Annotated in this window: 10 protein-coding genes; 8 read left to right on the top strand and 2 right to left on the bottom strand. The window is 50.4% G+C overall.

Features of this window, described 5'->3' with window-relative positions:
- Positions 1-75: 75 nt before the first annotated feature.
- Together HMPREF9412_RS06505 and HMPREF9412_RS06500 are read right to left on the bottom strand one after the other, a co-directional pair.
- On the bottom strand, positions 76-1,101 hold the full coding sequence (locus tag HMPREF9412_RS06505; RefSeq protein ID WP_009590587.1) for a sensor histidine kinase: 1,026 nt from the start codon (positions 1,099-1,101) through the stop codon (positions 76-78).
- A complete protein-coding gene (locus HMPREF9412_RS06500) occupies positions 1,098-1,769 on the bottom strand; it encodes a response regulator transcription factor (RefSeq protein WP_009590577.1) in 672 nt (223 codons plus the stop codon). Before HMPREF9412_RS06500 ends, HMPREF9412_RS06505 begins: the two co-directional genes overlap by 4 nt.
- A 240-nt stretch (positions 1,770-2,009) precedes the next feature.
- Here HMPREF9412_RS06500 and HMPREF9412_RS06495 point away from each other — a divergent pair, with 240 nt between their 5' ends.
- The 8 genes from HMPREF9412_RS06495 (at position 2,010) to HMPREF9412_RS06460 (ending at position 15,794) form a co-directional block, all read left to right on the top strand.
- On the top strand, positions 2,010-2,777 hold the full coding sequence (locus tag HMPREF9412_RS06495) for an ABC transporter ATP-binding protein (protein ID WP_009590569.1): 768 nt from the start codon (positions 2,010-2,012) through the stop codon (positions 2,775-2,777).
- Positions 2,764-5,952, top strand: coding sequence for an FtsX-like permease family protein (locus HMPREF9412_RS06490; RefSeq protein WP_009590576.1), 3,189 nt, complete (start codon positions 2,764-2,766; stop codon positions 5,950-5,952). The genes HMPREF9412_RS06495 and HMPREF9412_RS06490 overlap by 14 nt, the downstream gene beginning before the upstream one ends.
- 382 nt (positions 5,953-6,334) lie before the next feature.
- On the top strand, positions 6,335-7,384 hold the full coding sequence (locus HMPREF9412_RS06485) for an ABC transporter substrate-binding protein (protein ID WP_009590578.1): 1,050 nt from the start codon (positions 6,335-6,337) through the stop codon (positions 7,382-7,384).
- Positions 7,374-8,363: a FecCD family ABC transporter permease gene (locus tag HMPREF9412_RS06480; protein WP_009590593.1), complete on the top strand. Its 990-nt coding sequence runs from the start codon at positions 7,374-7,376 to the stop codon at positions 8,361-8,363. Before HMPREF9412_RS06485 ends, HMPREF9412_RS06480 begins: the two co-directional genes overlap by 11 nt.
- Positions 8,360-9,145: an ABC transporter ATP-binding protein gene (locus HMPREF9412_RS06475; RefSeq protein WP_009590612.1), complete on the top strand. Its 786-nt coding sequence runs from the start codon at positions 8,360-8,362 to the stop codon at positions 9,143-9,145. The genes HMPREF9412_RS06480 and HMPREF9412_RS06475 overlap by 4 nt, the downstream gene beginning before the upstream one ends.
- A 13-nt stretch (positions 9,146-9,158) precedes the next feature.
- Complete coding sequence (locus tag HMPREF9412_RS06470; RefSeq protein WP_009590598.1) at positions 9,159-10,088, top strand: ATP-binding protein; 930 nt, start codon at positions 9,159-9,161, stop codon at positions 10,086-10,088.
- Positions 10,085-12,049 (top strand): VWA domain-containing protein, encoded by a 1,965-nt coding sequence (locus HMPREF9412_RS06465; protein WP_009590600.1) that lies wholly within the window; start codon positions 10,085-10,087, stop codon positions 12,047-12,049. Before HMPREF9412_RS06470 ends, HMPREF9412_RS06465 begins: the two co-directional genes overlap by 4 nt.
- Before the next feature lie 34 nt (positions 12,050-12,083).
- Positions 12,084-15,794: a cobaltochelatase subunit CobN gene (locus tag HMPREF9412_RS06460; protein ID WP_009590605.1), complete on the top strand. Its 3,711-nt coding sequence runs from the start codon at positions 12,084-12,086 to the stop codon at positions 15,792-15,794.
- Positions 15,795-15,876 lie beyond the last annotated feature (82 nt).

Here is a 15,876-nt window from a genome sequence, read left to right as displayed (position 1 = left end):
TATACGCTAAAGAGGCCGCCATTTTGGCGGCTTCTTTAGCTTTAGATTGAGCAGCGGGCTCCAGCCCGTTATCGATTATAAGCGGTAGTACGTATCCGTTTTCGGAAAATGAATCGTGACTATTGTATGCCTTCCAGCCTCCGATCGGATAGACAAATGATGTCCCAGCTTATGCGCCAATTGTTTTGCAAGATAAAGTCCCATGCCGGTCGATTTGGGATGGCTTCTTCCGATAGATCCGGTAAATCCTTTCTCAAATACTCGATGAAGGTCCTCCGGCTGGATCCCGATCCCCGAATCTACAATATTCAACCGCTTTTCTTTACGGTCTTCTTCCACCGTAAATGCAATGTTCCCGCCTTCGTCCGTATATTTCAACGCATTTCCAACGATTTGATCAAGGATAAATCCAAGCCATTTGCGGTCGGTATGGATGGTTTGCCGAATGTCCTCCATATGTAACCGAATCTGTTTATTGATAAACGTCTTGGCGAATTTTTTCGCACAGGTTTTAATGATCGCTTCCAACGGTTCTTCCGTGATGAAATAATCCTTGGAAAAAGAATCGATTCGAGAGTAGTACAGTGCCTGCTCCACGTAATTTTCTATTTTATCCAGTTCATCCTCAAGTTTATCGGCCAGGGAATCTGCCGTTTCCCCCATGCTGTTGTCCATGAGCAGACGACTTGCTGCAATCGGAAGCTTTACCTCATGAATCCAGGACATGATAAATTCCTGGTGATCTATTTTTTCTTCATTAAGTTTCCGGAGTTCTCCTTCATGATGCCGGTGCAATTTGGCAAAAAGCTCGAGATACAGCCGCTGCTGCGAATTTTGTGGTTCAGGGGCAGCGACAGGCCAATCTTCCCGGTCAAGATCGATCAGCTCCTGCAGCTTGCGGTAATAGGATCCGCGATAAACATAGCCAATCAGTAAGTAGGCTGCGGTGAAGGCAAAACAAACGATTTGAATATAAAGAATGCTGTCTAAGGCGTGACCTCGGCTGACGGATAGGGCAATGATCATCGAAATGAAGCCCATCATCCCCGCGTACAGCAACAAAAAATAACGTTTGTCCTTTATGTATTGTAAAAAACTCATGGGATCATATAACCTTGCCCTTTCTTGGTTACAATCCAGTTTTCCTTGCCGACGCCGGCCAGTTTTTTGCGCAAGCGGACGATGTTGACGGTTAACGTGTTTTCGTCCACGAAGCTTTCATCCTGCCAAAGATGACGCATGATTTTCTTGCGGTCTACAACGGTTCCCTTCTGCTGCATCAGGATCTTCAATATACTGACTTCGGTTTTGGTAAGCTCCGCTTGTTCGGTTTCATAAGTGATCGTCCCTTTGTCCGGAAGGAACACGACCCCCTCATGCTCGAACACGTTGGATTGCATGTCCGAATAGGAATACGTTCGGCGCAGCAGCGCATTGACTTTAGCGGTCAAAACATCCATATGGAACGGCTTCTGAATATAATCGTCCCCGCCCATATTCACCGACATGACAACATCCATGGGCGAATCGCGGGAAGAAAGAAAGAGCACCGGCACATTGGAGATTTCCCTAATCTTTTGACACCAGTAAAATCCATCATACGACGGCAAGTTGATATCCATGATCACAAGATGAGGCTGTTCATGAATAAAGCATTGCGCGACCTGGTCAAAGTTATCGACGCTGACCGATTCCAGGCTCCATTTGGTTAAAGCTAACTGGATCATCCCGCGAATGGTCGGGTCATCCTCTACGATCATGATTTTCATAAACGATCCTCCCGGGCGTTACTAGCGGCAAATTAAACACATTGTATACGATCTTCCCGCGGCAGACAAGCAAGTTTCCGGGGCTGCTACCTTTGTCTAATGTGACAGGAATGTAAGGTTGAGGGGGAAGTTGTAAGCCAAAGTAAAGGTGACCTGTATTAAGATCAGGATAAGAAATACATGATTTCGAAATCGTGCTGACATTGTTTCTATATTGATAACCAGGAAGGAAAGATCAACATGAAAATGGTAGTGAACGCGGCTCAGGTTCGAAAGGTTTATGGCGTAAAAGGAAATGTCTATACCGCCTTGGATGATATCGATTTGTCCGTGCAGGAGGGAGAGTTCGTAGGGATCATGGGGCCGTCGGGCGCAGGCAAATCGACGTTGCTCCATGTGCTGGCGACGATCGATCAGCCTACCTCCGGAGACGTTGTGATTGACGGGATGGACGTGCTGAAGATGGATGAGGAACAGCTATCCGCTTTTCGCCGGGATAAACTGGGATTCATTTTTCAAGATTACAATTTGCTGGACACGTTAACCGTGAAGGAGAACATCCTGCTGCCCTTGGCGCTGGCCAAGATGAATGTCAAAGAACTGGAGTTTAGAGTGGGGGAGATCGCGGACAAATTCGGCATCACCCCGATTCTGGACAAATACCCGTATCAGATTTCCGGAGGGCAAAAACAGCGGACTGCGGCTTCACGCGCCATGATTTCCGGCCCCAGCCTGCTGCTGGCCGATGAGCCGACCGGCGCTCTGGATTCGAAATCGGCGACCGACCTGCTGGAGAGCCTGAAGGACTTGAATGAATATGATCAGGCAACGATTCTGATGGTCACCCATGACACGTTTGCGGCAAGTTACTGCAAGCGGGTGCTGTTTATTAAGGACGGTCGCATTTTCACGGAACTGACGAAAGGCGAGGCATCCCGCAAACACTTTTTCAAAAAAATACTGGATGTATTGACCGTACTGGGGGGAAATGCAAGTGACCTTGTTTGACATCGTGAAAAAGAACATGAAAGGGAACTTCAAAAACTACGCCATCTATTTCATTTCCATCCTGTTCAGCGTCATCATCTATTATACGTTTCTTTCTTTGCAGTACAGCCAAGAAATTACGAGTTCAATCGAATCGTCACAGAGCATGCAATCCGTTTTTATGATGGCGTCCATCCTATTGATTGTGTTTGTTGCCGTCTTTATCATGTACTCCAACCGTTTTTTTTCGAGACAGCGTAAAAAGGAAGCAGGCTTATACGCGCTGCTTGGTTTGCCCAAAAAAAAGATCGGGAAAATGCTGTTTTATGAAAACCTGATCATTGGGGTGACGGTTTTAATCATAGGAATCATGATCGGCACATTGTTGTCCAAGCTGTTCGCCATGATATTAATCAAGCTGCTGGGGACGACGGTACAGGTAGGCATGGCTTTCTCCCTTCGCGCGCTGGTTCATACGCTTATCGTGTTCATGGTGATTATTTTGGCGACGTCGATCCAAGGCTATCGATTGATCTACAGCTTTAAACTCATTGAATTGTTTCGCGCGGAGCAGAAAGGGGAGCAGGAACCGAAAGCGTCGTTTCTATCGGCGGTGGGTGCAGTTCTCTGCCTGGCTGCTGGATATGGATTCGCCTTCCGCGATTTTTCCGTCAACGAAGAAATTCTTGTCAATCTGAGCGTGATGACCGTCGGTATTATCGCCGGAACGCTTCTGCTCTTTTCCTCCTTGGTCATTGTCTTGTTGAGAACGGCCAAGGAGAGAAAGCGAAGTTACTATAAAGGCATGAATCTGGTCATCACCTCTAATTTGGTGTACCGGATTAAAGGAAACGCTCGTTTGTTAAGCGTCATTTCCCTGTTATCCGCAGCAGCTCTGTGCGCTTTCAGTGTCGGATTAGGTGCGTATTTCACTTTTGACAAAACATCGAAGCTCACGGCTCCGTTTAGCTACATGTATGTTGCTCAGGACCATGCGTTTAATCAGAAGGTAGACGATATCATACGCGGGGATGAAGCGCATCCGATTATAGCGCAAATGACGATTCCGGTGCTGGAGACTAAAGGGGAGGCTTCCGATCCGGAGATCCTTCCGGAGAGAATGATCGAAGCAGACAAAACCCCGCTAAAAGTGGTTTCGATCGATCAATACAACCAAGTGGCAAAGGCGTTGCGATTCCCTGCTCTTGATCCGATCGAACAGGATGAAGCCGTTGCGATCCGGCCTATGTATACGGACTATGAATGGTCCGATTACGAAGGCGAAACGGTCGGCATCGAATTGCCTGATCAACGGCTAACCCTTGCTTTTGCAGGGATGACCGTAGAACGAATCATCAATTGGAGTTATCCGGATGTAATGATTGTTGTAAGTAACGGCACCTATGACAATATCGAGGCGCAAGTTTCGCCGACCCGCTATGTCGGGTATGCCGTGCAGGAACAGAAGACGACGAAGCACACGGCCGATGCGCTGGCGGCGCTGAAGACGCCGGAATCGAACTTGTCTTCGTTTTATTCTGAATACCGGCTTGGAATCGAAGAAGCGGCCTTTAATGTGTTTATATTAGGATTTCTTGGACTTGTTTTCGTCATGGCGACAGGAAGCATGATCTATTTCAAACAATTGACAGAAGCGGCAACAGACAAACCTCGGTTCGATATTCTTAAAAAAATCGGCGTAAGCGGAAAAGAAATCAGTATGGCCATCATCAAGCAGAACGCCTTCATTTTTGCTTTGCCGCTCGCGATTGGGCTTGCCCACTACATGGTCATCCTGCAATTGTTGAAAAGGTTATTCAGCAATATGGCAGGCGCCAGTCTCTTGCTGCCCATCCTGATCTGCGTCGCTGTGTTTATCCTGATCTATACGGTTTATTATGTGCTCACGGTCAACTCCATCAGCAGGATCGTCCATGGAAAGGCTGCCCCCGTGGCAAGAATTGCAGCTATAGCCATTACTTTCTGTCTTCTTGTACTGATTGGCATATTCTTCGGCACGGAAACCCCAGCAACGCAGGATGAAAGGGGCCCGGCAGAGAAAATCCAGTTACAGCTTCCAAAGCCTACTGGAAAATACGCTGTGGGTACGATGGAAATGCACTTCAAGGATGACAACCGGGTGGACCCATGGAAACAGGACAGAGACAGGGAGCTGATGGTCAGCATATGGTACCCGGCCACGGGGAAAAGCGAGCAGAAGGCTTTGTACATGCAGCCCGAAGCAGCAAAGTATTACGATGAAAACACGATCTCCACGATCGGGTTGGATCCCGGCAGAGTCGATCTATCCGGTATCGGCACACACTCTTGGGTGAATGCACCTCCAGTGAGCAACGCCGATAGGTGGCCGATCCTCATCTACACACCCGGCGGGTCTGTTCCAAGAAACTTCGGGACGGCTGTAGTCGAAGACTTGGCCAGCAGAGGTTATGTGGTGGTTGCAGTCGATCATACGTATGAAGCCTCTGCGGTCCAGTTTCCCGATGGACGTGTGGCCACGGAGTCATTACCGTCTTTCAGTGCAGAAACGGTTCTGAAAATGCTAAAGGTAAGAGTGGATGATATCCAATATGTATTGGATCAACTCGAACTCATAAAGGAAGGCCGTCATCCAGGCGATCAGCCTTTACCCGCGGGACTTCAAGAAACATGGGACCTGTCAAAGATCGGAATATTCGGACATTCCGCAGGCGGGGCTACCGCTGCTCAGGTGATGTATGAGGATGACCGGGTTGACGCCGGCATCGATATGGATGGAACGATGGGGCATATGCCCGATAACCCGCTCCCGGTGGCGCAGCACGGTTTGGATCGTCCTTTCATGCTCATGAATTCAGGCTACAATAAGGAGGGCGAGGTTGATTCCCATCTAACCGCGATGGACCGTCAATCGTTCTGGCAGCATTCGACCGGCTGGAAGCTCGATTTAAGCATACCTGAGGGAGCACATTATACATTTACAGATTATCAGTCGCTCCTTCCACAGCTTCAAGAGAAGCTGAGCCTTTCGCCGCGAGTTGTCCAGCAATTTATCGGGACAGCTGAACCCGAACGGACGAACGCCGCCCATAGAGAGTATGTCGCTGCCTTTTTCGATTATCATCTAAAGGGTGCATCACAGCCGCTGCTGAACTCCCCATCTGCAGACTATCCTATGGTTGATTTTATTAAATAATGTCGAGCCTGAAGCGCCGTGGCGCTGCTGGCCGCACAAATTAAACACACTTGCGAAGTCGCCATTTTGGCGGCTTTTTTTATGAGATAAGAAAGTATAACTTCGGGGGTGTAACCATCCTTAACTCGCAAGAAAAGCTTCAGCTAAACGCGGTCTGTCTACTTAGAATGTACGTCGATAGACGTTTTTCTTCTCGATATCAGTTCATGACCTAAACTAATAAGAATGATTACGATTTTCTGAAAATGATTGACATCAACGTATAATCGGGATAGAGTATATTTTGTTAATCGTAATAATTACGAATAATATTACCTCTGAAGACCAAACGCAAGATTGGTAGCTTAGAGACAAACTTATCATCGGGAGGGGAAGTAAATCCATGTACTTCAGATTCAACCAACGCAAGAAAACAGCTTATGTCGTAGCTGTCAGTTCATTTCTCTTATTCTTCACATTCATCATGTCAGCTTGTGGGGGGAATGAGACTTCCGGCAGTCCGGAAACCAAGCCGAGTGACAATGCATCGCTACCGGTACAGTCCGATACTGATACTTCCGCAGGTCAGGAAGATTACATAACATTCCAGGATGCGACGGATCGCACTATTACGCTTCAGCAGCAGCCCGAGCGCATCGTCGTGCTATCTCCTGAATTCCTTGATCTATTATACGAAGTCGGCGGAGAGGCAGTAGGACGGATGGAAGCGGCCGGCGTTTCCATTCCCGAACAGGCTGAAGCGATATCGTCTGTCGGCAGCGTCAGCCAGATCAACCTGGAACAGGTTGTAGCGCTCAGACCCGATCTGGTTATCGGGCAGGCGCGGTTTCATAAAGAGCTTGTGCAATCGCTGGAGAGCAGCGGGATTCCTGTTGCCTTGATGAGTCTGTCAAGCTACGAGGATATGAAAACCAAAGCCGGATGGATGGCGAAGATAGCGGGTACGGAAGCGCAGCTCCCGGAAAAGCTTGAAGCTCTGGAGGTTCGAGTAAACGAAATCGTGGAAAAATTACCGGATGAGGAACGTACCTTTATCAACATGAACGTCACGCCGGGCGGAATCTCGATACAAAAGAACGGCACATCGGGTCTAGAAATAGCGAAGATGTTGGGTCTGACCAACGCTGCCGAGAATCTGGAATCGTCGCCTAACAGTCCAACCACGACGCCGTACAGCATGGAGACGCTTGTGAAACAGGATCCGGATTACATCTTTTTGATTATCCACGGACAAAAGACCGTTGGCGAGAAGAAGATTAAAGAGGAGCTTGAGAACAATCCGGCATGGGCCTCCATCGGGGCCGTCAAGGAACACCACGTCATTGTCGTACCATCCGATCTGTTTCTTACCAACCCGGGGCTTCACTATGATGAATCCCTGGCGTATTTAGCCAAGCTGGTGTATCCGGAGATCTATGGTGATGTTGAATAGGTCGGTCCGTCATGCATCCCTGATCATTATTTTCACGATCGCCGCAGCTTCGGCGTGCTTGATCAGTATAGCTACCGGTGCCGTCATGATTCCGCTTCGGGACATTGTCACGGGTATCCTGCATCATGAGCTGCCTGGGATGAACCGGGATATTATCTGGAATATCCGGCTTCCGCGGACGCTTGTCGCGATGCTTGTAGGCGCGAACCTCGCGGTTTCCGGTGCGCTTTTGCAAGGCGTCATGCGCAATCCGCTCGCTGACCCCCACATTATCGGAGTCTCCAGCGGCGCCGGACTATTCGGGATTTTCCTGCTGGTGGTTGTACCGCAATATGATTACTTACTGACGCCCGCAGCATTTCTCGGAGCGACTCTCGCCGCGTTCATTATCTATCTTTTGTCTTGGAAGGATGGCGTTAGCCCTCTGCGGATCGTTCTGTCCGGCGTCGCTGTCTCCGCATTCTTGGGGTCCGGGATATCGGCGATGCTTACCTTTTACAGCGACCGCGTGCATGGCGCTTTAATCTTCATGGTCGGCGGGCTTGCAGCGAAAAGCTGGCCGGATCTCTCGACCATACTGCCTTACTCGCTTATCGGTCTTCTTCTGGCGATGATCTACTCCAAGCAGATGAATATTATGATGCTGGGTGACGTCAATGCACGGAATTTGGGGACGCGGGTTGAGCTGTCCCGTTTAATGATAACCGCAATCGCCACGCTGCTCGCAGCCAGCGCCGTCAGCATCGCGGGTTTGCTGGGGTTCGTCGGTCTGATCGTTCCCCACATCGCCAAGCTGCTTGTTGGCGGAGATTACCGGATTCTCATTCCGTCCTCTGCATTGCTGGGCGCTGCCGTTCTGACGTTCTGCGACACGCTGGCTAGAATGATGTTTACACCGATTGAGCTTCCGGTCGGAATCATCATGGGGGTATTGGGAGCACCCTTTTTCCTTTATCTGTTAAGGAGGAGGAAAGCATGACACGTTTGGAGACTCGCGATCTTTCGCTGAAATACCAGGATAAGTTTGTGATTCAACATCTGGGTATCTCCTTCGAGAAAGGATCCGTGTACAGCATTATCGGTCCGAACGGCTGCGGGAAGAGCACGTTGCTTAAAGCGCTTGCGCGCCAGTTAAAGCCCGCAGGAGGACAGGTTCTGCTTGACAGCAAGCCGTTATCCGATTTAAACGGGAAGGACGTGGCCCGGCAGCTGTCCTATATGGCCCAATCGCAAGAGTCCATAGAAATCACGGTGAAGGAATTGGTCGGATATGGAAGAACGCCTCATCAGCCTTACTGGAATCATGTCAGCGTCAAGGACCGCGAGATCACGGAATGGGCATTAGAGGCAACCGCTCTTACGCCTTATGAGGATAGACTTCTGCATACGCTGTCTGGCGGGGAAAGACAGAGAGCGTGGATTGCTATGGCTCTGGCTCAGCAGCCCGGCGTGCTGCTCCTGGACGAACCGACCACATACCTGGACATTGCCCATCAGCTGGAGGTTTTGGAGCTGGTTCGGGGATTGAATCAACAATTAAATATGACCGTTATCATGGTTCTGCATGATATTAACCACGCTTCAATCTATTCCGACTATATCCTGGCGATGAAATCAGGGAAGGTGGAAGGCTATGGCTCACCATCCGAGGTTTTGACGCCGGATCTGCTGGGCAGGGTGTTTGGTGTTGAAGCTTCCGTGGAAACCGATCCGGTTCGCGACAAGCCGATTTGCCGGATTACCGGTTTAATCAAGAAATAAGGAGTCGAACGCATTGGAACATATAGATCATCAATATCCTTTTACAGCCATTGTCGGTCAATCCCGAATGAAGTTGGCTCTCATTCTGAATGTCGTGAATCCGAAGCTCGGGGGCGTTCTGATACGAGGGGAAAAAGGAACGGCGAAATCAACGACAGTTCGTGCCTTATCGGGGCTTGTGCCTGATCTGAACGTTGTTAATTTGCCGGTTAGTGCGACGGAAGACCGGGTTGTCGGTGCTTTAGACATCGAGCATGCAATCAAGAAAGGAGAAAAGAAATTCGAACCCGGATTGCTGGCTGCGGCTCACGGCCATATCTTATACGTCGATGAGATTAATCTGTTAGATGATCATATCGTGGATGTGCTTCTGGATGCGGCTGCGATGGGGGTTAATACCGTTGAGAGAGAAGGCATTTCCTATTCCCATCCGTCACGGTTCCTTTTGGTAGGGACGATGAACCCCGAAGAAGGGGACCTGCGACCGCAGCTATTGGACCGGTTTGCGCTGTCGGTGGAGATCGGCGGGGAAAGGGACGTTCAAGAGCGCACGCTTGTCATCCGCAGACGATTGGAATATGAACGGGACCCTGCTTCATTTGCTGCGCGATATGAGACGGAGCAGAAGAAAGTATTGAACCAGATTCTGCAGGCGCGAGACCGTCTGGGCCATATCCCCATCTCGGACGATATGCTTGAGCTGGCAGCGAAAATCGGCATTGCACTGGAGGTGGAGGGACACCGTTCCGATATCACCCTCATCAAAACGGCGGTTGCCCTGGCTGCCTGGCAAGGGAAGGAAACTGTAAGCCTAGATCATATGCAAGAAGCGGCGCACTTGGTTTTGCCTCATCGCATGAGACGGCAGCCGTTTGAAGATACCGGCGGCATTGAGCAGCGATTACAGACGATACTGACTTCAGTAGAATGGGTACCGTCATGATAACGGAAGAAAGGAAGAGCGCTGCCCCGGTGTATCCATTCAGTGCCATTCTGGGCCAAGAGAAGGCCAAACGAGCGGTGCTGCTCTATCTTGTCAATCCAGCGATCGGAGGCATACTTGTTAACGGCCATCCCGGGTCAGGTAAAAGCGTCCTGCTGCATGCGGCCTCTTCTTTGGTCAAGCCGCGCCGAATCCTATCCGTTCCCGTCAACGTTACGGCTGACCGGCTGCTCGGCGCTTTGGATTTGGCAGCCGCCATGAAAAGCGGTAAGCTAGCGCTTGCTCCGGGATTGCTGGAAGAAGCCGATGGACAGCTCCTGCTTGTAGACCATATGAATCTACTGTCTGAAGCGATCTTGAAGGAGATCGTCAGCACGCTGTCTACGGGCTCGATCTCTGTGCAAAGAGAGGGAATATCCATGGTTCGGAGTAGCCGTTTTATGCTGCTTGCAGCAATGGATCCCAATGAAGGCCGGGTATCGCCTCCCCTTCTGGACCATTTTGGTTACTGCGTTACGTTGGACGATATTCACGATTCCATAGCAAGAGCAGAAATTATTCAGCGCAATCTGCAGTTTGAGCATGATCCGTTCGCATTCCGGAACCGATATCGGCCACAGGACGAAACGCTGCGTCTTCGCGTCGAAGCCTCCGCACAAGCACTTCCCCAAGTTCAGGTGAGCGCGGACATGATTCAATTGTCAGCCTCCATCGCCAGAGAAGCGGGAATCAGCAGCTCCAGGGGCGATCTCAGTCTGATTGAAGGGGCCAAAGCTGCCGCGGCTTGGGATGGGCGTTCCGCGGTTACCGCCGCCGACATCCGGGAGATAGCTGAATTTGTGCTTCCCCACAGAATGACACATGTAATGGAGAAGCCCCGTGCTTATAGCAGCGGCTCACCTGAACAGAATAACAGTAAACAGCCGGAACATTCGCTTGAGGATCATGCCCGCTCCTCTCCAATGCCTCCACAGAAAAGTCACGAACCGAAACGGAATCCCCATCATCCGGGCAACGCTTCTTCTGATAAACAAGATGTGGCCAGCCGTACGGTAGAGCAGCATGCGGATGATCGACAGCACGTATCAGAAGGTTTGGAGGAACGGGTGCTGCTGCCAGACGAAACGTTTACAATGAAGCCGTTGCAGCTCGAGGGGAAGCGCAAGATTGAACACGAGGGATCGGGAAAACGAAATAAATCTCGGGCCAACCAGAAGAAAGGGAGAGCTATGGGGTATATGTACCCGGGCAGGAACCTGCGAACCGACGTGGCTTTGGATGCCACGATCCGCGCAGCGGCTCCCTATCAAGCAATCAGAACAAAAAAAGACGAGGTGGCATTTGCCATTGAGTTGGATGATTTGCGTCAAAAGAAAAGAGAGAACCGGGTAGGGGCAACCTTGCTGTTCGTCGTTGACGCCAGCGGGTCTATGGCGGCTCGAAAGCGAATGACCGCCGTCAAAGGCGCTATTCTGTCACTGCTGCAGGATGCTTATGAGAAAAGAGACCGAATCGGTATGATCGCCTTCAGAAACAACGAAGCCGAGCTGATCCTTCCGGTGACGCGCAGCATCGAAGCCGCGTCTAAGCAGCTTCGGAGCATTCCCACAGGGGGAAAGACGCCTCTGGCAGACGGGCTTGCCCAAGCGTACAAGGTGCTTCATTCGGAGAAACGCAGAAATAACGATACGCTCCCGGTCATGATCATCGTAACGGATGGCCGTGCCAATGAAAGCTCCATCGGATTAACCGTGTATGCTGACATTTGGAACGAATGTCTGGAAGCGGCTAAGCTGATCCGCGCTGCCGGGATTCGTTCCCTGGTGTTAGATACGGAGCAGGGATTTGTCAAATTGGGACGTTCGAGGGAACTGGCTGACGCTTTAGGCGCTGAGTACAGATTACTTGACCGCGTAGATGTCGAAGGTATTGCGCGGGCTGTCCGCACCACCATGAAATGACCAATCACATGATTATAGAGGGGAGGCGACAAGAGTGAAAATCGCCGTTCTGACGACATCGCATGCAGCGATGAGGGATTTGTCGCAGCTATACAAGAAATGGGACGCATCTTTTCGCAGTCGTCTAGCGTTATCCGTGTTTAATCTAGAAGGAACTTTGTCGGATGAAGAATGGAAGCGGCTGAAAGCAAAGGTAAAGGAAGCGGAGTTTATTATTCATGATCCGCACGGTACGCCGGCTCAAACCCTTTCCCGCATTCATGATCTTTGTGAAGGTCTTGAGGCGCAGCAGGTGATTTTAGGAGGGAATGCGGATGGGATTCAAGATTTGTTCCGATTGGGCTCGCTGCGTTATGAAGATATTGCCGGCAGCGGTCAACGGGGGGATCCGTCGGCTTCTTCCGCTCGGATTGATATAAATCAAGATCTAGAGCATTATCGAACCTTACTTGATTACTGGAGACATTCAAGTATCGACAATTTGGAGCATATGCTGGGCTATATCGCTACAACATTTGGCCAAATAACGGATTGGCCGCCGGTGGAACCGCCTTCTGTTCTAGAGACGTTGGGTATATACGACCCGTTATTGAAGCGACCGTATGAATCTTTAAAGGCTTATCAGAGCTTGACGCCCGTTCGGACCCATTTGCCGACGGTAGCCGTGCTATTTATGGGGTACAGCTATCCGCTTCATACCGGTGAAATCGTAGGCGGTATCATTCAAGACCTTCGGAAATTTGCGAATGTCCTACCCATCGCACTCACTTCCTTGGTACGCGTCGATCCACAAAGGCTGCGAAGTTTGCTGATGCAAGGAGGCTCCCAGGGCGGGAAGATCGATCTGATCGTAAATTTTGTTCCGTTCCGGCTCGGCGCGGGGCCAACCGGAGGGAAAAGCGATGAGATCCTATCCTTATTAAAGGAAGTTGAAGCGCCGATGTTCCATCCGTTCTTCTTAACGCGAAGGGAACGGGAAGAATGGGAAGGATCGTTGCAAGGTTTATCGCCGTCCGAATTTTTGGTCCAAATGATGCTGCCCGAACTCGACGGGAGCATCGACATGCTTCCGATTGCCGCCTTATCCGGACGTGAATACGATGAGGAAATGCAGCTTCATACGAAGGAACTGCGGATCATTGAGGAGCGGGCGCAGCGATTGATCAGCAGGGTTCGGCGGTATTTGGACCTTCGAACCAAGCTGCCGTCGGAAAAGCGTATCGCCATCATCGGCTATAACTATCCTCCCGGAGAGGGGCATTTATTTCAGGCATCGTTTCTGGATACGTTCGAATCCATATCCCGAATCGCGACAGCGATGAAAGATCACGGCTACACGACAGAGGTTTTTACCGGAGCTGAATTAAGGGAACGCTTCCTTCGGGAAGGATTGGTCAATTCCGGAGTCTGGACGGACGAGCGTTGGTCCGTTGAGCTTCCAACGTACGACAATAAGGCTTATGAGCAAAAAAATAAAGTGTTTGCCAATCGCAAGGATGAGCTTATTCAGGAGTGGGGAGAGGCGCCTGGCGATATCATGACGACGGAGGAGGGAGCATTCAAAATCCCCGGCTTGCTCAATGATAACCTGTTTATCGGGGTCCAGCCCAGCCGGGGCGTTCACGAGCATCCCGAGGCTGCTTACCATGACAAGAGCCTTCTTCCGCACCATCAATATCTGGCATTCTATCAATACATTCGGGACGAATTTAAGGCGGATGCCATCCTGCATGTAGGAACCCACGGAACCCTTGAGTTTCTGGAGGGGAAAGAGAGCGGAATGTCCGGTGATTGTTTGCCGGATGCCCTGATCCAAGATCTTCCGCATTTCTATATGTATTACGTTGGAAATCCGTCCGAGGCAATGATCGCGAAGCGAAGGTCGCATGCTGCCTTGATCGGTTACCAATCCCCGCCCTTCGCGACAAGCGGATTATATGGTGAATATGCCGGGCTTGAAGCGATGCTGCACGAGTACCGGGAAACGGAACGGCTGAATCCAACGCGTGTTCCCGACATAAAGAAGAGGATATGGGACCAGGCGGCATCGCTTTCTATGGAAACGGACGATTTGGAAGAGCTCGAAATCGAGCTGTATCGGATTCGAAGATCCGTGATCCCGAACGGTTTGCATGTCGTCGGCGAGGGCTACAACCATGAAGAAGCGGCAGGGCATATGAAAATGATTTTGAGCCATGAGCAGGGCATGCTTGGATCGCTGCAAAGAGTATTTGCAACATCCATGGCTTGGGATTATGACAGCCTGCTGGAAAACCGGGACATTGAAAGACTGCAACTGCTGGATGAGTGTGTAGGAAATGCCGTGTTATCCTTCATTCATAATGAAACCATCCCTGAGCCTCCACAGTTGCCGGATGAAATGAAGGCACGCTGGAACGACATCTGGAATCACGGGTTAACGGCATATCACTCCACCAAAGCGGATATGGAGCTTAAGAACCTGCTGCGGGCGCTGGATGGGGCGTATTTGCCGGTTAGCCTAGCCGGGGACAGCGTTCGTAATCCGGAGGTTTTGCCGTCCGGAAATAACCTGGTTCAGTTCGATCCGCGATCCATTCCAAGCCGGACGGCAGCTGCGACCGGGTTGAAAATTGCCGAGAATACCTTGAAGCTGTACTACGAGGCCTATCAAAAATATCCTGAAACGACGGCACTCGTGATGTGGGGGCTGGAAACTTCGCGAACCCAGGGAGAGACGTTAGGCCAGATTCTGGCTTATCTGGGCGTCAGGATCAAAGAACGGGGACATTCCATGCATATGGGATATGAAATCATTCCACTTTCCGAACTGAACCGACCGCGAATCAATGTCGTCGTGCATATCTGCGGATTTTTCCGCGATATGTTTCCGGAACAGCTATTCATGCTTCATCGCATTTTTAAAGAAGTATCCGAGCTGGATGAGCCGATGGATCAAAATGGGTTCAAACAGCACTCGGAGCTGCTGTACCGACAGCTGCGCAATGCCGGCGCCGGGCACGACGAGGCTTGGGATTTGGCGTGCGCCCGCATTTACGGTCCTGCCGAAGGAGAATATGGAACGTCCATAACCAAGCTGATCGAGACCAAACAGTGGGAAGAGGAAAGCCAAATAGGCGCATCATTTATGAGCAGCCTGAAGCATGTATATAGCTCCAACTACAGAGGCAAGGAAATGCTTGAGCTGTATAAGGCCAACTTGGCGGCCGTGGATATCGTTTCGCAAATTCGGAGCAATCATGAGCACGAAATTACGGATTTGGACCATTATTACGAATTTTTCGGAGGGTTGGCGAAATCGGTAGAAATCGTTAAGGGCAGTCGGGCGGAAATGTATATCACCGATACCACGCGCGAGCAGGCATTAACGGAAGAAGTACGCAAATCGATTCAGCGAGGCGTTCGAACCCGCTTGCTTAATCCCAAGTGGATGGACGGATTGCTGAAGCATGACTATCACGGTGCACAGAACATAGCCGACCGAACGGAAAATTTGCTTGGTCTGGCAGCGACAACGAACCAGGTGGATTCCTGGATCTTCTCTTCGGTTCACAAGGAATATGTTGCGGACGAACAGCGCAGCAAGCAAATGCGGGACAATAACCGTTCTGCATATCACAGTATGCTGGAAACTCTGCTGGAGAGTCATCAACGGAATTATTGGAACGCGTCGGAGGATGAATTGGGAATGTTGCGTGATCGCTATTTGGAGCTTGAAGGGGATCTGGAAGGCCGTAATACCTAGGTCTTAAAGTGAAGATCCACTATGCCAAAACGGGATAACAGGGATGATATCATCCCTGTTTTTTTACGTTCCGGTTCAGGAT

The sequence above is a fragment of the Paenibacillus sp. HGF5 genome, from assembly GCF_000204455.1.
Classification (GTDB): domain Bacteria; phylum Bacillota; class Bacilli; order Paenibacillales; family Paenibacillaceae; genus Paenibacillus_AQ; species Paenibacillus_AQ lautus_A.
The sequence above is the reverse complement of the archived record's forward strand: the minus strand, read 5'-3'. Positions and strand labels throughout refer to the sequence as shown.